Origin of the sequence: Vibrio sp. NC2, assembly GCF_025195005.1 — a bacterium.
Taxonomy (GTDB): domain Bacteria; phylum Pseudomonadota; class Gammaproteobacteria; order Enterobacterales; family Vibrionaceae; genus Vibrio; species Vibrio splendidus.
Genome location: NZ_JANVFC010000010.1, coordinates 68,715 through 85,408, shown reverse-complemented (window position 1 = coordinate 85,408; position 16,694 = coordinate 68,715). Strand labels below are relative to the sequence as shown.

The window sequence follows — 16,694 nt, the reverse complement described above, 5'->3', positions numbered from 1 at the left end:
TCAAATAGATGTGTTAATTAGTTAAATAAGATGCGAAGGTAAGTCTAAATATTCATCAATTTGTACATGGAGGTACAATGAACATCGGTATCTATATTTACGATCAAGCAGAAGTTCTCGACTTCTCTGGCCCATTTGAAGTCTTTAGTACGGCAAAGCGTTTAGGTGCTGAAGATCTAAATGTATTCAGGTTTCTGAGCACTCCGATCCAGTTGTAGCCCGTGGTGGGTTTAAAGTTTTGGCTGACTACTCACTACAAAATCATCCGGAGATAGATTTGTTAATGGTAGTTGGCGGTGTGCATACTGAAGAGATGAACAAGTCGAATGTACTGGATTGGTTGGTATCTGTTGAGCCAAATGCTGAACTAGTTGTGTCAGTTTGTACTGGCGTGTTTCTATTGGCTAAAGCTGGTTTACTCAAGGGGCTCACTGTCACTACCCATTGGGAAGATATTTCCGACTTAGCATTACAGTTCCCTGATTTAAATGTGACTGCCGATCAGCGCTGGGTGACATCAGGTAAATTCACAACTTCAGGTGGTATTTCTGCTGGTATAGATATGAGCTTACATCTGATATCCGAGCGCTATGGTTTAGAATTTGCCAAGGTAGTTGCTCGGCAAATGGAGTACAACTGGTAGGAATACGCAAAACTAATACTCCAAAGATAACTCAACATATTTGGCAATTTTCTATGTATTGGTTTTAGAGTTTAGTGCACCAATTTAAAAGGACATTACATGGAAATCAGAGTAGGGGCATTACCTGATATTGCAGGCATCACCGATATCTTCAACTTTTATATTGAATATACCAATGCGCGCTTTGAAGAAGAGCAGTTGTCGTTGGAAAATCGCCAGCAGTGGTTTTCTCAATTTTCGAGCCAAAGCAAATATCAACTGTATGTTGCGACAGAAGGTGATGCGTTATTAGGCTTCGCGTGTTCTCAGCAATACAGGGCTATGTCGGCATTTGAAGATACCGCAGAGGTCACTATTTATCTTGCGGCAGAAGCTCAAGGTAAAGGTTTAGGATCTAAGCTTTATTCTCAGCTATTTGCATCGATTAGTGATTATGGTGTTCACCGCGTACTCTCAGGTGTTGCTTTACCTAATGAGGCTTCAATAGCACTTCATAAAAGTTTTGGATTTCGAGAAGTTGGAGTGTTCAATGAATATGCGAAGAAAAACGATCAATACATCAGTTCAATGTGGTTAGAGAAGGCGTTAAACAAGGAACCAGATTGATTAGGATGGTTCAAACACGATGCAATACTCTTGGTACTTAAATTACGTATTGCTCAATGTTTGATTTAGAAACAAAGGACACAATATGGAAGTAAGGTTGGTCAAAGGTTCAGATCCTAAGTTCGCTGAATCGATCACTAAAACGAATATGGCGAGTTACTACCAAACTCGTGGCATCGCTTGGGGTCATAGTCAGTTTTTACGTAACTGGGATGAACTGGATAACTATGAAATTTATGTAGGGGATAGCCGTATTGGTGTTATCCGCTTCAGTTACACCAGTGATACAACGTTTCTTCGGGACTTGCAGATATTAGCTGAATATCAAGGTAGAGGCTTTGGCTCTAAGTGTCTCGATTATGCGAACAATCAATCATCGGCTCAGTTAGTGTTGCGAGTGTTCAGTGAGAACCCCGCCATTAAGCTTTATCAATCAAAAGGTTTTACTCAGTTGTCTGAAGTGAAAGGGCTTGTTGAAATGGAGCTGCTTTTAGGATCATCATTGAGAGGGTGTCATGGATAACCGTATCCGATTAAATTTTGTTAAATTTACACTGCTTGAGTTCGTACTTGCTGCGTTCTTATTAGTGTCTATTTATTTGCTATTTGGTGATAACCCTCAATCACTACCTACTATTGGGTTGATGTTCAGTGCTGTTGCGGTATTAAAAGTCGTCACGTTATGGTGGCAGTTCCGCAATCGCTCTTTTGAAATATCGAACAACCATGTTTGTTTCGATGGTCACGCTTGCGATATCAAGTTACAGGGAAATATTCTTCCTTTTGGGATCGGGTCAGTTATCAAGCTTTCCTACACGAAAGGTGCGATGCAAAAACGCAATATTTACCTTCCGAAAGGAGCCATGAACAAAGAAGAATGGAACCGTATGTTAGCGTGTCGAACATAGTTCCACTGCTTTCGTTTGTGTTGTGCGTCAGTTTGTATTTCGGATTTGGTTCGTGTGCTAGTATCGCTTTTTTTGCATCGAGCTAATCTATGACTAACGATCATTTCAAAGGCAAATATGAGGTTGAGCTGAAGTACCGACTTAGCTCTAAGTCTGAGTTCTTGAAAACGTTGAACCTAATTGCTCATGAAGTAATGCTGCAAGACAATCAAGAATGTGATTGGTATTTTGATAGCCCTGATAGAAGCTTACAAGCTCAGAACAAAAGCTTGTGTATTCGCACTATGGAGCCGTCGGGCATCAAACTATGGATCGTAAAAGGCCCTGAGTCTGATCGATGTGAAGCGACAAACATCACCAATGCGTCGAATGCTAAGAGTATGCTAGAGAACTTGGGATACGAAGTGACTCTTAAAGCGCAGAAAACTCGCAGTATTTACTTTGTTGGAGAGTTCCATATCACGGTCGATTCTCTTGCGGGTATCGGCGATTTTGCTGAGTTTGCTATCATGACGGACGATGAGTCTAAGTTGTCTGTGTATAAAAGTGAGCTTGAGTTGTTAGCCAGTAAGTTCGGGTTGACTCAATCGGCACTACAAACTCAGTCTTATAAACAGATGTTCGAGAAAATGAACGCATAGTACAGCGCTTAAGCGTCAGGGAGACTTATGGACACCATTATCAAACAAGCAATCGAACTGCGAAAAGAAGAGAAGTATCAAGAGTCGCGTGACTTACTGGCAACGTTACTCACTGATGAAAACTATGCGGCGAAAGCTCATTTGCAGATTGCGTGGTCTTACGACAACCAAGGCAAAGAGCAACAGGCGATTGATCACTATGTGCTGTCTCTGTCTGGCGTGCTTTCTTCAGTAGAGCGTTTTGATGCGCTGTTCGGTTTGGCGAGTACTTATCGAAGCCTTGGCCTTTATGCAGAGGCTTTAGGCTATTTCGAACAGACTATGGTTGAGTATCCTGACTCGATAGAAGTGAAACCTTTCTACGCAATGTGTTTGTACAATTTAGGTCGCCATAAAGAGGCGACATCGCTGTTACTTGAGCTTTTAGTTTCCACGACGAATAGCGAAGCGATCAAAGAGTACCAACGAGCGATCTCTTTATATGCTCAAGACTTAGATAAAACCTGGTAACAGCCGCGTATAAAGCTCATCTGTTTGCTTAAACACGATGAGCTTAGCCTAGTGTTGCCTTCTTAGGACGAAACTTTCTGCCGTCCATGATATTCAAAGACATCAGTGTTAGGTTGGTCGCGCCTGCTATCAGTTCTAAAACCTGAACGCCATAAAACACTGAGTCGAACTCTCCTAAACTTGCCCACTGATTTAAAAAGTAAGCGGCCGGAATCAAAATAACGATCCCGTTGAACGCGATAATTGGCATGCGTTTACTCTTACGCTCAACTATTTTCCCTTTTCGTTGTTTTGCCATAGCTGCGCCGGTCGCACCAGTGATAGCAATGGCTGGGACAAGAATAAACAAGCCCGGAAAAACGATCATCGACTTGACCAGCTTCACTGATTCCAAAGTACCAAACAGTTCTACAAGCAATGTGCTGGTAAAGAATGTTGCGACACACAGTGTTGCTGTTAATGCCGCTGTTTTGTGGATTATTGGTTTCATATCATTTGTGCCTTTAATTTGGTAACATGTTGTCAATTTGGTTTAAGTCTAATTTAATGACAGCATGTTGTCAAAGTGAGTGTTATGGATACGAATGGAGAAGTTTTCACAAAGATCGCACTAGAGATCTTTAAGGTCAGTGGTCTATTGAATGCTGAGGGTGACAAATTAACCGAAGAGTTAGGGTTAAGCAGTGCCAGATGGAAGGTGATGGGTGCGATCGAAAAGTCCGATGATCTGGTCACGGTTTCTCAAATTGCTCGTATTATGGGGCAAAGCAGACAAGCGACTCAGCGTGTTACCGACATCATGGTGAAAGATGGCCTGCTAACTTGGCTTGATAACCCGAATCACAAAAAAGCAAAGTTGGTTAACATGACTGAAAAGGGCAAGGAAGCGTATTCGCTGTTAGATAAAAAACAGGAAGTATGGGCGGAAAGTGGCGCTGAAGGCATTGAAAGAGACGAGCTTGATAAGGCGCTAATCACTCTGAAGAAGATGGCTACTTTCTTAGATAAATGAATAGATAAATAGATAGATAAATAGATAAATAGATAAATAGAGAGTGGAAGTTGAGAAGAGTACGGAAGCCTAAGCATCGATGTGATACTTAGGCTTCAGGGGATAGCTTTTGTTCTTAAGGAAAGCGTTACGCTGAAAGTTCTTTACGAACGATCTCTGCTCCTGCACTGAGCGCATTAAGCTTCGCTGAGGCAATTTCGCGAGGCAGGGGAGCCATGCCACAGTTGGTGCAAGGGTAGAGCTTGTCTGCATCAACGTACTTAAGTGTTTCTCGTAGAGTGTTAGCCACTTCTTCTGGTGTTTCAATTGAATCGGTAGCAACATCGATCGCACCGACCATCACTTTCTTGCCTCGCACTAGTTCAAGTAGCTCAAGAGGTACATGAGAGTTGTGACACTCTAAAGAGATAATATCGATATTCGATTGCTGCAGCTTAGGAAATACTTCTTCGTATTGGCGCCACTCGGTGCCTAACGTTTTTTTCCAATCCGTATTCGCTTTAATGCCGTAGCCATAACAAATATGCACTGCTGTTTCACACTTAAGCCCTTCAATGGCTCTTTCCAAACAAGCGATGCCCCATTCGTTCACTTCATCAAAAAACACGTTAAACGCAGGTTCATCGAACTGAATAATATCAACACCTGCTGCTTCTAACTCTTTCGCTTCTTCGTTGAGGATCTTCGCAAATTCCCACGCGAGCTTTTCACGGCTTTGGTAATGCGCATCGTAAAGTGTATCAATCATGGTCATAGGCCCCGGCAGGGCCCATTTAATCGGTTGATCAGTTTGCTGGCGTAAGAATTTAGCATCTTCGACAAACACGGATTTCTGACGAGAAACAGGGCCAACGACTGTAGGGACACTTGCATCGTAACGGTCGCGGATTTTAACGGTTTCACGCTTTTCAAAATCAACGCCATTCAAGTGTTCAATGAAGGTCGTTACAAAGTGCTGACGTGTTTGCTCACCGTCACTCACAATATCAATGCCTGCTTGCTGCTGCTCGTGCAGAGAGACACGCAGCGCATCTTGTTTGCCATCTGTGAGTTCATCGCCTTGAAGTTTCCATGGCGACCAAAGCGTCTCTGGTTTTGCAAGCCAAGACGGTTTCGGCAAGCTGCCCGCTGTTGAAGTCGGTAATAGTGTTTTCATAATAATACTGCCTATCCTTGGGTGGTTTGAGAGCGCAATAGACGATTAAAGTGCGTAATTTGCCGACCAGTTCTCTAGAACTGATTGGTACGGCTTAATGAATTTCTCTTCTGCGAATTTACCTTGTTCAACCGCTAGCTGGCTTCGCTCTTCACGGTCATACACAATTTGAGTCAGCGAGTGATCCAAGTTTTTCAAGTTTGGTTGGTAACAGTTGCCCGCAACCGCGTTCGCGTTGTAAATCTCAGGTCGGTAGATTTTCTGGAACGTACCCATTGTGCTGATGGTGCTGATAAGCTCTAGGTTCGAGTAGTCGTTCAGTAGATCACCAAAGAAATAGAAAGCCAAAGGTGCAACACTGTTTGGCGGCATGAAATAACGAACCTGTAAGCCCATCTTCTTGAAATATTGCTCAGTTAAAGAAGACTCATTCGGTTGGTATTCAAAACCTAATACTGGGTGTTGGTTTTCAGTGCGGTAATAGGTTTTATTATCTGACACGCTTAAGCAAATAACAGGTGGCTTATTAAAGTTCTTTTTGTAAGCGTCAGAGTTAACGAAATATTTAAAAAGCTTGCCGTGTAAATCACCAAAATCTTCTGGAATGCTGAATTTATCTTGGCCTTTATTATGATCCAATAGACGTACGCTAAAGTCATAATCTCGAACATAAGAAGAGAAGTTATTTCCGATAATGCCTTCAATACGCTCGTTGGTTTTACGGTCCAGAATATTGGTTTTCAGCACTTCAATTGAAGGGAATGCTTCGCCGTTGCTTTCAATATCCATATCAACAGAAATGATTTCAAGCTCAACAGAGTAACGGTCGCCCTTAGGGTTGTCCCAGTGTGCTAACGCGTTGAAACTGTTATCGATCATTTGTAGCGCATTACGCAAGTTCGCTTGACGACTGTCACCGCGAGCCAGGTTAGCAAAGTTGGTTGTGATACGCGTGCTGTCTGCAGGCTGGTAGTTTTCGTCGAGGCTAATGCTCTTAATCGTAAAATTAAATTCTTTATTCATGCTGATTTGGTATCCCAATTTGTTTTCTGATTCTCTCGGTCTTTAGTATTAAAACGGCTTTTATTTTTTGCTTGTGACCGGATTAAGAATCGAAGGCTATGCTGTCTGACATTAATGCTTAGCAGAATTAATGTCGTATAAAGTTAATCGCTTAAGGTTTTTATACGTTGATAGGTTGACCATTAACAATGGTATTACTTCACATTGAACATGAGGAATATTCATGATCTATTCTGTTTGAATATTTAAGCCGGTGTCAGTTATATTAATTAGCTTGATGGAAATATAACCACATTATTAGTGTGTTATTTAAGACGATTAATTTAATTAAGAGATGGATGAAATGAGTGAATTGCTGTTGTTGATTTTATACTGTGCATTATTAGGCAGTGGTGTTGGTTTTCTTGCCGGGCTTTTGGGGATTGGCGGAGGGCTGATCATTGTTCCGGTGCTAAGCAGCATTTTACTTCACTTAGAGATTCTACCTGCGGATCAAGTGGTTGTTGCGGCCATCGCTACTTCGTTGGCATCGATACTGTTCACCTCAACTTCTTCTGCACTTGCTCACCACAAGAATGGAAACGTGCCTTGGGATCTGGCGCCTTGGATCATGCTCGGTGTTGCTCTAGGTGCACTGGTTAGTGGCTTTATGGCGGCTCTGTTGCCGGAAAAAGTCGTTCGTATTGTGTTCGCCGTGAGTGTGGTTCTTATTGCGATCAAGATGTTCTTAAGCAGTAAAAATGATGCACCTAAGGAACGAAAACTGCCAAACAAGGGCGTGCTAACGGTGCTGACAACCATTACGGGTGGCTTGTCTGCCATGATAGGCATTGGTGGTGGTGCATTGCTGGTTCCGCTATTAACGTTCTTCTCTGTCGATATGAAAAAGGCAATTGGCTGCGCCTCAGCTTGTGGCATTGTGATCGCGTTGTTTGGCTCGATAGGTTACATCAGCTCAGGCAGCAGCCACTTTGCTCTATCAGACGGCTTTGCTGGCTTTGTTTATCTGCCTGCGCTGCTGGGTATTGTGTGCACGTCTTGGTTTACGGCTCCTTTAGGCGCAAAAGCGACCAACCATTTACCGGTTCCAACGATTAAGAAAATCTTCTCAGTACTGTTGGTTGTTATCGCGGCAAGCATGGTGGCGCGTTAATTAAAGATCGTTCAGTGTGAATATATAAAACAAAAACGAATAAATTGATCAACCACCAATAATTAGAAAGGGGCAGTTTCATAACTGCTCTTTTTTTGTTTATCGGTCTATGCTTATACAGCTATGTACATGAGTATATTGATAAAACCGTTTAGTTATGAACAATTCACTGCTATAGCTAAATGTATCTTGTTTGATTCAACGGAATGCTATCAATGAGTGGTTTATGGATCCTTTAACGCAGGGCGTGTTAGGCGCTTCTTTGTCACAATCGGCAAGCAAAAAACAGCATTTGGTTGTTGCTGGGGTATTAGGGCTGCTCTCCGGGTTGGCTCCAGATTTAGATGCACTGATTAAGTCTCAAAGTGACCCTTTGTTGGCTTTGGAGTTTCATCGACAATTTACCCATTCACTCTTCTTTATCCCCATTGGCAGTTTGATCTGTGCCTTGGTTCTGCATCACCTGATTGCAAAAAGACGTGGGCTTACTTTCAAACAAAGTTGGCTGTTTTGCGCTCTGGGTTATGGCACTCATGCACTGTTAGACGCTTGTACCACTTATGGCACGCAGTTACTTTGGCCTTTCACCAACGCGCGTTTTGCTTGGAATACCATATCAATCATCGACCCTGTTTATACGCTTCCCATCTTAATTTTACTTGTGTTTACAACGTTGAAACGAGCGCCTTGGCTGGCGCGTGTCGCATTTGCTTGGGCTCTAATCTATCCAACATTAGGGATGATTCAGCGAGACAGGGCAGAGGCGGTTGGGTGGCAATTAGCGGAAGAAAGACAACACACGCCGATTCGATTAGAGGCAAAACCGAGCTTCGCTAATATCTTGGTTTGGAAAGTGGTGTACGAAACAGAGGCTCATTATCATGTAGACGCAGTGCGGGTTGGTTCATCGGTAAGCACGTATCCCGGAGAGTCGATCGTTAAGCTGAACGTTGGCAGGGATTTACCTTGGCTTGACCCTGACTCTCAACAAGCCAAAGACATTGAGCGCTTCCGCTGGTTTTCAAATGGTTATATTGCTCAGGACCCAACAGACGAGCTGCGTATTATCGATGTCCGATATTCAATTGTACCGAATCAAATGAAAGCACTTTGGAGCATCAAGCTATCAAAAGCAGTTGATGCAAACACGCATGTAAGATATGAAACTCATAGAGACAACACACCTGAGTCGAGACAGATCTTCTTCGATATGCTTACTGGCGATAAATGAGCTAGTTTTAAACAGTAAAAAGGCTGAGTCAGATAATCTGCTCAGCCTTTTTTATTCGTCTATTACCTAGTTTTCTTTGTTCGAAAACTCTTTAATAAAACATTAAAGGTAACGGCTTCTTAGGTGGTCTTTGAAGTATTGCGCATTCAAGGTTTCACCGGTTGCGCCTTTCACCAAGTCATCGGTGTTAAGCAGGCTGCCTTTACTCCAAATATTCGATTCTAACCAAGTGAAGATAGGTGATAGGTCGCCACTTTCAATCACAGCGTTCACATCCACTGTTTTCTTCATTGAAGCCATGAACTGAGCCGCGTACATCGCCCCTAGTGTGTAAGATGGGAAGTAACCGAATGCGCCGTCCGTCCAGTGAATATCCTGCATACAGCCGTTAGTGAAATTACCTTGAGTGCTTAATCCAAGGTATGACTGCATCTTAGTATTCCATAGTTCTGGCACATCGGTGTGTTTGATCTTACCGTTGATCAAGTCACGTTCAATTTCGTAGCGCAAGATAACGTGTGCAGGGTAGGTCAGCTCATCGGCGTCGACACGGATGAAGTCTTTCTTCACGCGCGTGTAGATCTTCTGGAAGTTCTCTTTCTCAAATTCTGAGCCTGAGAATTGCTGACCAGCTAAGTTTGCTAAGTGCCCGATGAACGGGTCGCTGCGGCCAACTTGCATCTCGAAGAACAAAGATTGAGACTCATGGATACCCATCGAACGAGCTTCGCCCGCCGGTTGACCTGCTAGATGTTTTGGTAAGCCTTGCTCATAACGCGCGTGCCCTGTTTCATGCACTATACCCATTAAGCTTTGAACGAACTCCGCTTCGTCGTATCGGGTTGTGATACGCACGTCTGAAGGCACGCCGCCACAGAATGGGTGAACACTTTCATCCAATCGGCCGTGTTCAAAATCGAACTGAAGCAGCTTCATGACTTCTAAACCAAGTGCTTTCTGTTTCTCGGTCGAATAGATGCCAGATGGCGCATTAAATTGCTCGCTCGACTGCTTTTCGATCACTTCATCAATCAAGCCTGGAAGCCAAGTTTTAACGTCTGCAAACAAGACATCAAGTGAAGCAGAGCTGGTGCCTGGTTCATAGATATCAAGCATGGCATCATAAGGTGTTAGGTTCGCCGCATCGGCGCGGATCTGCGCTTCTTCACGAGACAGTTCAACCACTTCACGCCAGTTCTTTTCGAATCCAACCCAGTCGTTGTTACCACGTTGGCTACGCCATGCATGTTCACACTTTGAACCTGCTAGAGATTTCGCTTCCACCAATTTTTCTGGAAGTAGGTTAGCTTGTTGCCATTGGCGTTTAATTTCACGCAGAGATGATTGTTGTTCGTTGCTCAGCGCTTCGTTTTCAGCGTCTGTAATCCAATCTCCAAGTTGTGGTTGCGTCATCAACCCGTGAATATGAACCGAAAGCTCGGCCATCGCTTCACTACGCGCTTGGTTACCACCGGCAGGCATCATTGAAGCTTGGTCCCAACCACAAATAGAGGCTAGATGTTGAAAGCGTGAACATTTTTGAGAGTGCTCGACTAGTTTTTTGAATGCGCTCATTTGACTACTCTTAATTTGGTTTCTTTAAATGATCCTTAGGACAGCGTCAGCGTTAAGGTTCATCTCTCATGTACTTTGATTATGGCTCACTTTTAAAAGACGCTGACCTTCGGAGTTGAAGATATAGCGATAAAAGCATGAGGCAGTACGATGCCTAGAATTTACTATTTCTTAACAAATCAAACTGTTCCATTGTGCACAAAATCAGTGACTTGTATAGCCGACGGCAATTGTTGCTTGCGAATTGTTCAGATACACGGTATTGATGATAGATCGCTGAACAACAATGACAATAATATGGATATTTTGAACTTTGAGGCATTTCTAATTGCCATCACTATTTTAACGCTAACGCCGGGCTTAGATACAGCTTTGGTGATTCGCAACACGAGCCGCTCGGGTTTATCTGACGGTGTTATGACGAGCTTTGGTATTTGTAGCGGCCTTTATGTACACGCCTTTTTCTCTGCTGTGGGTATTTCTGCAATTCTTGCCCAGTCTGCTGAACTCTTTCAAGCCGTTAAGATGGTAGGTGCAGTTTACCTCATCTGGCTTGGCTTAAGCAGTTTGCGAGCGTTGATGAAAAACGGTGGCGGTTTAAAGGTTGGTGAACAAGCTCAGCAAGCATACAGTGCAAAGCGTTCTTTGCGTGAAGGCTTCTTGTCTAACGTTCTTAACCCCAAAACAGCGGTTTTCTATTTGGCCTTTTTACCTCAATTTGTAAACCCTGAAGGTTCGCCTTTATTACAATCTATGTTGATGGCTTCGGTCCACTTTATGATTGCGATGGTGTGGCAATGCGGCTTGGCTGGGGCACTTAACTCAGCTAAAAACTTGCTCAAGAACGCGAGTTTCATGAAATGGATGGAAGGTGTGACGGGGATGGTGCTGGTGGGGCTGGGTGTTAAGCTTCTGATGGAAGAGCCAGTATAACCTGAACCGTTTTGGGTATAGGTTATTGAGAGTCGTCCTAAAGGCTCTACACAATTGAATTAAAAAGAAGAAAGCCCACGTCAGGTTTGTATATAAACACTGCCGTGGGCTTTTTGTTGTGTGCCATTTGGTCGCATAGATTAGTTAATAACCATCTGAATCATGGTCGCGACTTGGTTATTCAACAACGCTAATGTTCATCTCAGCACCTTCAAAACCTAAGTCACTCAACTCATCTGCATTAAAGTTGGTGGTAACTTCGATATCGCCAATGTGCTCAGTGGTTTCGTTGACTGAATCAACACTTCTTTTGCTGCGTAAACTGTTAGTAATTGGTGTTGCTTGGCCAATCTCAATGGTGCCTGCAAATTGAGATTCAGCGTTGAAATCACCGGATACGTAGGAGTGGAATGGGCGTAAGCTTCCTCCAGTCGCGTACTGCATGCTTGATAAACCGGCTTCTTTGATCGCCCAGCCCCAGTCCCACCATTTCGTTTCGCCTGGAATGTATCTGTGATCCCATTGGTAACGAATATCGGCTGATTCATTGCTGCTGCGGCCCATAGTGAAGGTGTGAGCTTTGTACGGGCGGTTGTCTGGATGGGTGTGCCATGCGTTACCACCCCAACGTAGGAAGCCGTTAAATTCAACATCGTAACTGATGTCGGCGTTGAATCGGTACGGATAAGAAATGGTTGAACGATATAGCTCAACTCGAATCGGAAGCTCTGAATTCGCTGGAACCATAGGACGAGCTTGTAGTGTGACTTGCTCGCTCGTAGAGTTACCATTGGTTTCAGCGAAGCTCTGATTCGCTTCTAATTTAATCGTAAGCTTAGTCTCGCCAACCAAAGGCCATTTAAATGTATTCTCTGTTTGAACACTTTCGGAGAACCCATAGCTATTCGTTTTCGACCAATTTGTAGACTCATCGACTTTTAGGTCGACAACGACTTGCTGCGCGATGTCGCTTCTGTTTCTCGCGGTAGCGTAAACTGTTTTAACCAGTTCACGATCGGATTCGATTACATCGCCGTGCCAAAAGTTATTGTCATTAACGGTGTAGGTGAAGTTGTCGACGGTGATCTTAGTCTTTTCGTTACAGCGATAACCATCACAAGAGCCACTGTTGTTACCTTGTATTACCCAAGAGTCACCTGAGCGTTTAATCGTCATGTCCTCACCAACATACTGACTGTTGTTACCGCCAACCCACGCATAACCTAGGTTGTGAGCTAGATAGCTAAGAGGGCGTACAAAATCATTGCGGTTGTTCACTAAGTCATATTCAACGTCTATCTCGCTGCCTTCTGTGACGGCTTTAGCAGAGTAATTTGGTATTTCAGATTGGTCATTGTTCGGATAACAGAACGTCGACCCGCTATTTGATTGTTTAATTTCGCCATGATAACCCGGCCCCATGATTACCCAGTTTCCTTTTAACCCAGTAATCTGCCAAGTGCCCATACGAGCGACCAAAGCACTCTTCTGCTCTTCGGCTTCATAGCGGTCTAAAGGACGATAACCAGAGCGACATACATCTTCACCAAGTTGGTCAAACACTATTTGGTCCGGGTACACCTTTGCGTTTACACCGGTTGATAGAACAGACAACACTGCGGTTGCTAAGAGACTTCTGTTTATACTAATCATTAACAATTCCCTCGTTTGTAATTTTTCTATTTTGATAATGTTTTGTGTGCCGTGTAGTTAACAAGACAAGTTCACTTTTTCATGTTGATAAATAGATAGATACTGAAAAGGCTTGAATTAATTTACCCTTTAAATTCATCGGGTTGTATTGTTGAATGTGTTTATAGGGTGAAAGTGTATGCAACTTAAAGGAAATTATTTGATGGGGCTCAAACCGTTTTTAGAAAAATAGAGTGTTATTATTTGGGCATAAACGTCAAAACGCTTTGATGTTATTTCGTTACGCTTGATGTGAATGGTTAAGTAGAAAGCTAGATATAACCATTCACAATGTTCGTAACTTTAAGGCGGTTATTTAACCATAAGGAGTCTAAATCTAGATTGGATATCTTGATGTGCGACCTTTTTAACATTGAAACACTTTAAGTCAGGATTAAGTCGTCATTGTATTACTGATAGATGAATAAAAATAACCATCCGTTTTCTATGTGTAATATCGACAAGGATCGTCATTTGATAATAAAGTAGCGGTTGCTGGTGGCCAAACTGTTCCTAATTATCGCTTAGCCAGAAGTTGTGTTCGGCCTGTATTACACGTTTTTATTATGGCAAATAAATCATTTGAACTTAAGATATCAATCTTTACCGTTAATGGGTCATTGTTGATTAAAAGATAAGGCGACAATAGGCTGTCATTCATTGTTTTATTTATTTTCTGTACAGAGACTAAGTCGATGGTGCCAGATATAGAAAAGAAAAATGATTGAGAAGGGTTAGCTTTTCCTTTGAATCTCAGGACAATCGGGTTGGGCATGTTGTCGTCCTGGACTGACATAAGATGCAGGACTTCGTTGTTACTTATTTTTGTTAATCCATCGGTACGTAATACATTGTCATCCACTATGAAGTCCACCACGCTATGTTGATAGCGATGCTCTTCTTTTGGTTGGGGCGAAGGGATATTCCATATACCAACTAATAAAGCGAATGCAGAAATGAGTGCAACGAATGGCATCATAGTTGGCCTCTCTCTAAGAATAGCGCCAGCTCGGTGCTGGCTTGATCCAATTGTGTTGACGTGTAAAAGATATTGACAGACTGGCGTGTTGCTTTGTTGAGTACGGAGAGTTCTGAATAGCCGGGCTCTTCGCTAACGTACGCCACACAATCACATTGATACTGATAGAGGATGCTTTCTAGCTCAGGAGTCATCGCCATTTCAGGATCTTGGAAAACTTGTACTTGACCAATCCACTGCTCGTTGAGTCGATTAACAGGGTTGATATCACTGAGGTTTCTCTCATTAACTTTAGCAAAAGCCAATAACGCGGATGCCAGTAGCAAACATCCAGTAGTGAAGTAACACAGTCTATTTCGGTATGAGCCGACTTGATGATAAACAGGTGTTGTCTGTTTAGATTTAGATTCATGGCTACTTGCAAGAGAGAGCGCAATACTGCTTTGACCTTGTGAACAGCGATTACCTAGTGTACTGGTATGACTTAGTGATATGTGGTCGCTCACTGGAGTAAGAGGTGTAGTGGCTCCAATTTGTGGTTGCGATTCGATCAAGACACAACCATCGATAAGGCGGTAACCAACCTTTGGCACAGTCACGATTGGCGTCTCTTTGATACCGAGCTTAACGAATCCTTGGCGAAGCAAGCTGATACATTTCGCTAGTGACGTATCACCAATGAATTCGCTTCCCCATGCGAAACTAATAATATCTTGTTTACGCACAATTTCGGGCGATTTTTTAAGTAATAACTCTAAAACGCGAGTCTCACGATATCCTATTTTAATAGAACGTTCGTCGTTATAAATACGGTTTTTAATTGGGTCAAATCTGATCATATAGCCAACATTTTATTTTTATTATAATTCTCTCAAGAGTGTAGATGACTATAAACTGACTCATATGTGAATTAAAGTCACATATTTTATTATGGTGTCTTTTTGTGTGGTTGGAACAAAATGTTTCTTATTCGTTTATGATAAAAATGACGCTATTTAGACACAATCTGTTAAATATAAGTAACATCTAATTAAGCGTTGGTTTTATTAGTGGCCTTTTTATTAGTCTTTGCATTATTTTAATTAGAACAGTCGCCGAATAAATATCTTATTATATTTGTGGGTATATAGGACAAGTAATAATGTAGTCACTTTAAGTGTTGAATCAATAAAAAAGCCCGCATTTATTGCGGGCTTTGTATTCAATCAATTCAAGTTATGCTTTAACGGCTTCACAATCATTTGAAGAAGTTAAAGGTTTGAAGAATAGCTTTGTTTCTTCGATGACAACGTGGCGTAACAAGATAAGACCGATTAGGTTAGGAATAGCCATTAGGCCGTTCACGATATCTGCCATCAGCCAGATCATGTCGAGCTTTAGGAATGCACCAGAAGCAACCAACGCAATGAAGATGATTTTGTAAGGCAGTACAGCTTTGGTACCTAGTAAGAAAACAACACAGCGCTCACCGTAGTAGTTCCAGCCTAAAATCGTTGTAAACGCAAAGAAGATTAAGCCAATCGAAACTAACATTGGACCTAAAGTATCGGCGTTTAAACCCACAGCGAATGCATGAGTGGTCATCGCTGCACCAGAGAGGTCGGTTTGCCAAGCACCCGTTAAGATTAGCGCCAAGCCTGTCATCGTACAGATGATGATAGTGTCAAAGAAGGTACCTGTCATCGAGATAAGGCCTTGCTTCACACACGAGTCCGTTTTAGCCGCGGCTGCTGCCATAGGCGCGCTACCAAGACCAGATTCGTTCGAGAATACACCACGAGCGATACCTGATTGGATAGCAAGCATGATGCTTGCACCAAAGAAACCACCGGTTGCAGCGGTGTTGGTAAACGCAGAGGTAACCACAAGGGTAATGGCATTCAGTAGTTGGTCGGCATTTGAAACCAGCACGCTCAAACACGCGACGATGTACATAATTGCCATGGTTGGAACCACTTTTCCTGCCACCTTCGCGATAGATTGAATACCACCAAGGGTTACAACTGCCACCAATATCGTAAGAACGACAGCAGACATCTCACGAGAAGCACCGAATGAAATTTGAGTTGCGTCTAAGATAGCGTTGACTTGTGGGAAGGTACCAATACCGAAGCAGGCAACACCTAACGCGAAGACAGCGAACATTACCGCTAAGATTCGTGAGCCGACACCGTATTGCAGGTAGTACATTGGGCCGCCAACCATTTCGCCATTGCTATCGGTTCTGCGGTATTTAACGGCAAGTAGACATTCTGCATATTTGGTCGCCATACCAAATACAGCGGCAAGCCACATCCAGAATAGGGCACCAGGGCCACCAATCTTGATTGCGGTCGCTACACCTACGATATTACCTGTACCAATAGTTGCGGAAAGTGCTGTACACAAAGCGGCGAAACTCGATACGTCACCCGTACCTGATTTCTCTTTGCTGAACACCATTTTTAGTGCGGTTGGGAGATATCTAAACTGGAGTAAGCCTAAGCGAAAAGTAAAGTAGATACCTGTACCCACTAGCAGAATAAGCAGTGGTGGTCCCCAAACGAATTGGTTGATGGTTTGAAGTGTAGCTTGTAGATGGTTCATAGTTTCCCCTTAATAAATTAAAAATTTAAGGAGAAGAGGGAAGGCA

At 42.9% G+C, this 16,694-nt stretch carries 17 protein-coding genes and 1 pseudogene; 10 read left to right on the top strand and 8 right to left on the bottom strand.

Annotated elements, in window-relative coordinates; all coding sequences use genetic code 11:
- Positions 1–77: 77 nt before the first annotated feature.
- From NX845_RS14355 to NX845_RS14330, 6 genes and pseudogenes are all read left to right on the top strand, one after another.
- Positions 78–643, top strand: a pseudogene (locus tag NX845_RS14355) (DJ-1/PfpI family protein).
- A gap of 99 nt (positions 644–742) precedes the next feature.
- Positions 743–1,249, top strand: a complete 507-nt coding sequence (locus tag NX845_RS14350) for a GNAT family N-acetyltransferase (protein WP_065682208.1) — start codon at positions 743–745, stop codon at positions 1,247–1,249.
- An 85-nt stretch (positions 1,250–1,334) separates the two neighbouring features.
- A complete protein-coding gene (locus NX845_RS14345; protein WP_065682207.1) occupies positions 1,335–1,772 on the top strand; it encodes a GNAT family N-acetyltransferase in 438 nt (145 codons plus the stop codon).
- Positions 1,765–2,157 (top strand): hypothetical protein, encoded by a 393-nt coding sequence (locus tag NX845_RS14340; protein WP_017087839.1) that lies wholly within the window; start codon positions 1,765–1,767, stop codon positions 2,155–2,157. The genes NX845_RS14345 and NX845_RS14340 overlap by 8 nt, the downstream gene beginning before the upstream one ends.
- Positions 2,158–2,246: 89 nt before the next feature.
- Complete coding sequence (gene cyaB / locus NX845_RS14335) at positions 2,247–2,798, top strand: class IV adenylate cyclase (RefSeq protein ID WP_065682206.1); 552 nt, start codon at positions 2,247–2,249, stop codon at positions 2,796–2,798.
- A 27-nt stretch (positions 2,799–2,825) separates the two neighbouring features.
- Positions 2,826–3,308 carry a tetratricopeptide repeat protein gene (locus NX845_RS14330; protein WP_065682205.1) on the top strand — a complete coding sequence of 161 codons (483 nt, stop codon included), beginning with the start codon at positions 2,826–2,828 and terminating at the stop codon, positions 3,306–3,308.
- Between the two features lie 43 nt (positions 3,309–3,351).
- Here the strand turns inward: NX845_RS14330 and NX845_RS14325 are convergent, their stop codons facing one another.
- Positions 3,352–3,798, bottom strand: coding sequence for a hypothetical protein (locus tag NX845_RS14325; protein ID WP_065682204.1), 447 nt, complete (start codon positions 3,796–3,798; stop codon positions 3,352–3,354).
- Positions 3,799–3,882: 84 nt separating this feature from the next.
- On the opposite strand from NX845_RS14325, the gene NX845_RS14320 reads away from it, so the two are divergent.
- Complete coding sequence (locus NX845_RS14320) at positions 3,883–4,320, top strand: MarR family winged helix-turn-helix transcriptional regulator (protein WP_017072718.1); 438 nt, start codon at positions 3,883–3,885, stop codon at positions 4,318–4,320.
- Positions 4,321–4,447: 127 nt separating this feature from the next.
- Here the strand turns inward: NX845_RS14320 and NX845_RS14315 are convergent, their stop codons facing one another.
- Entirely contained in the window at positions 4,448–5,476 is a 1,029-nt protein-coding gene (locus NX845_RS14315) for a methionine synthase (protein ID WP_065682203.1), read from the bottom strand.
- Positions 5,477–5,521: 45 nt separating this feature from the next.
- Positions 5,522–6,499 (bottom strand): DUF1852 domain-containing protein, encoded by a 978-nt coding sequence (locus tag NX845_RS14310; RefSeq protein ID WP_029222390.1) that lies wholly within the window; start codon positions 6,497–6,499, stop codon positions 5,522–5,524.
- A 343-nt stretch (positions 6,500–6,842) separates the two neighbouring features.
- Here NX845_RS14310 and NX845_RS14305 point away from each other — a divergent pair, with 343 nt between their 5' ends.
- Together NX845_RS14305 and NX845_RS14300 are read left to right on the top strand one after the other, a co-directional pair.
- A complete protein-coding gene (locus NX845_RS14305) occupies positions 6,843–7,652 on the top strand; it encodes a sulfite exporter TauE/SafE family protein (protein WP_054542162.1) in 810 nt (269 codons plus the stop codon).
- Between the two features lie 226 nt (positions 7,653–7,878).
- Complete coding sequence (locus NX845_RS14300) at positions 7,879–8,883, top strand: metal-dependent hydrolase (protein WP_260256939.1); 1,005 nt, start codon at positions 7,879–7,881, stop codon at positions 8,881–8,883.
- A gap of 102 nt (positions 8,884–8,985) precedes the next feature.
- Here NX845_RS14300 and NX845_RS14295 read toward each other — a convergent pair whose 3' ends face one another.
- A complete protein-coding gene (locus tag NX845_RS14295) occupies positions 8,986–10,458 on the bottom strand; it encodes a carboxypeptidase M32 (RefSeq protein WP_260256938.1) in 1,473 nt (490 codons plus the stop codon).
- A gap of 297 nt (positions 10,459–10,755) precedes the next feature.
- Here NX845_RS14295 and NX845_RS14290 point away from each other — a divergent pair, with 297 nt between their 5' ends.
- Complete coding sequence (locus NX845_RS14290; protein WP_017077131.1) at positions 10,756–11,391, top strand: LysE family translocator; 636 nt, start codon at positions 10,756–10,758, stop codon at positions 11,389–11,391.
- 177 nt (positions 11,392–11,568) lie between these two features.
- On the opposite strand, the gene NX845_RS14285 is transcribed toward NX845_RS14290, so the two are convergent.
- From NX845_RS14285 to NX845_RS14270, 4 genes are all read right to left on the bottom strand, one after another.
- Entirely contained in the window at positions 11,569–13,044 is a 1,476-nt protein-coding gene (locus NX845_RS14285; RefSeq protein WP_065682200.1) for an aerolysin family beta-barrel pore-forming toxin, read from the bottom strand.
- Positions 13,045–13,600: 556 nt separating this feature from the next.
- A complete protein-coding gene (locus NX845_RS14280; RefSeq protein WP_004733570.1) occupies positions 13,601–14,062 on the bottom strand; it encodes a hypothetical protein in 462 nt (153 codons plus the stop codon).
- Positions 14,059–14,901: a winged helix-turn-helix domain-containing protein gene (locus NX845_RS14275; RefSeq protein ID WP_065682199.1), complete on the bottom strand. Its 843-nt coding sequence runs from the start codon at positions 14,899–14,901 to the stop codon at positions 14,059–14,061. The genes NX845_RS14280 and NX845_RS14275 overlap by 4 nt, the downstream gene beginning before the upstream one ends.
- Before the next feature lie 376 nt (positions 14,902–15,277).
- Positions 15,278–16,648: a sodium:alanine symporter family protein gene (locus NX845_RS14270; protein ID WP_065682198.1), complete on the bottom strand. Its 1,371-nt coding sequence runs from the start codon at positions 16,646–16,648 to the stop codon at positions 15,278–15,280.
- Between the last annotated feature and the right edge of the window lie 46 nt (positions 16,649–16,694).

Excerpts from the sequence above, each read along its gene's own strand:
- NX845_RS14325 (WP_065682204.1), bottom strand. The coding sequence starts at position 3,798 with ATGAAACCAATAATCCACAAAACAGCGGCATTAACAGCAACACTGTGT.
- NX845_RS14330 (WP_065682205.1), top strand. The coding sequence starts at position 2,826 with ATGGACACCATTATCAAACAAGCAATCGAACTGCGAAAAGAAGAGAAG.
- NX845_RS14315 (WP_065682203.1), bottom strand. The coding sequence starts at position 5,476 with ATGAAAACACTATTACCGACTTCAACAGCGGGCAGCTTGCCGAAACCG.
- NX845_RS14275 (WP_065682199.1), bottom strand. The coding sequence starts at position 14,901 with ATGATCAGATTTGACCCAATTAAAAACCGTATTTATAACGACGAACGT.
- NX845_RS14345 (WP_065682207.1), top strand. The coding sequence starts at position 1,335 with ATGGAAGTAAGGTTGGTCAAAGGTTCAGATCCTAAGTTCGCTGAATCG.
- NX845_RS14340 (WP_017087839.1), top strand. The coding sequence starts at position 1,765 with ATGGATAACCGTATCCGATTAAATTTTGTTAAATTTACACTGCTTGAG.
- NX845_RS14270 (WP_065682198.1), bottom strand. The coding sequence starts at position 16,648 with ATGAACCATCTACAAGCTACACTTCAAACCATCAACCAATTCGTTTGG.
- NX845_RS14310 (WP_029222390.1), bottom strand. The coding sequence starts at position 6,499 with ATGAATAAAGAATTTAATTTTACGATTAAGAGCATTAGCCTCGACGAA.
- NX845_RS14305 (WP_054542162.1), top strand. The coding sequence starts at position 6,843 with ATGAGTGAATTGCTGTTGTTGATTTTATACTGTGCATTATTAGGCAGT.
- NX845_RS14320 (WP_017072718.1), top strand. The coding sequence starts at position 3,883 with ATGGATACGAATGGAGAAGTTTTCACAAAGATCGCACTAGAGATCTTT.
- NX845_RS14300 (WP_260256939.1), top strand. The coding sequence starts at position 7,879 with ATGGATCCTTTAACGCAGGGCGTGTTAGGCGCTTCTTTGTCACAATCG.
- NX845_RS14290 (WP_017077131.1), top strand. The coding sequence starts at position 10,756 with ATGGATATTTTGAACTTTGAGGCATTTCTAATTGCCATCACTATTTTA.
- NX845_RS14295 (WP_260256938.1), bottom strand. The coding sequence starts at position 10,458 with ATGAGCGCATTCAAAAAACTAGTCGAGCACTCTCAAAAATGTTCACGC.
- NX845_RS14285 (WP_065682200.1), bottom strand. The coding sequence starts at position 13,044 with ATGATTAGTATAAACAGAAGTCTCTTAGCAACCGCAGTGTTGTCTGTT.
- NX845_RS14350 (WP_065682208.1), top strand. The coding sequence starts at position 743 with ATGGAAATCAGAGTAGGGGCATTACCTGATATTGCAGGCATCACCGAT.
- cyaB (WP_065682206.1), top strand. The coding sequence starts at position 2,247 with ATGACTAACGATCATTTCAAAGGCAAATATGAGGTTGAGCTGAAGTAC.
- NX845_RS14280 (WP_004733570.1), bottom strand. The coding sequence starts at position 14,062 with ATGATGCCATTCGTTGCACTCATTTCTGCATTCGCTTTATTAGTTGGT.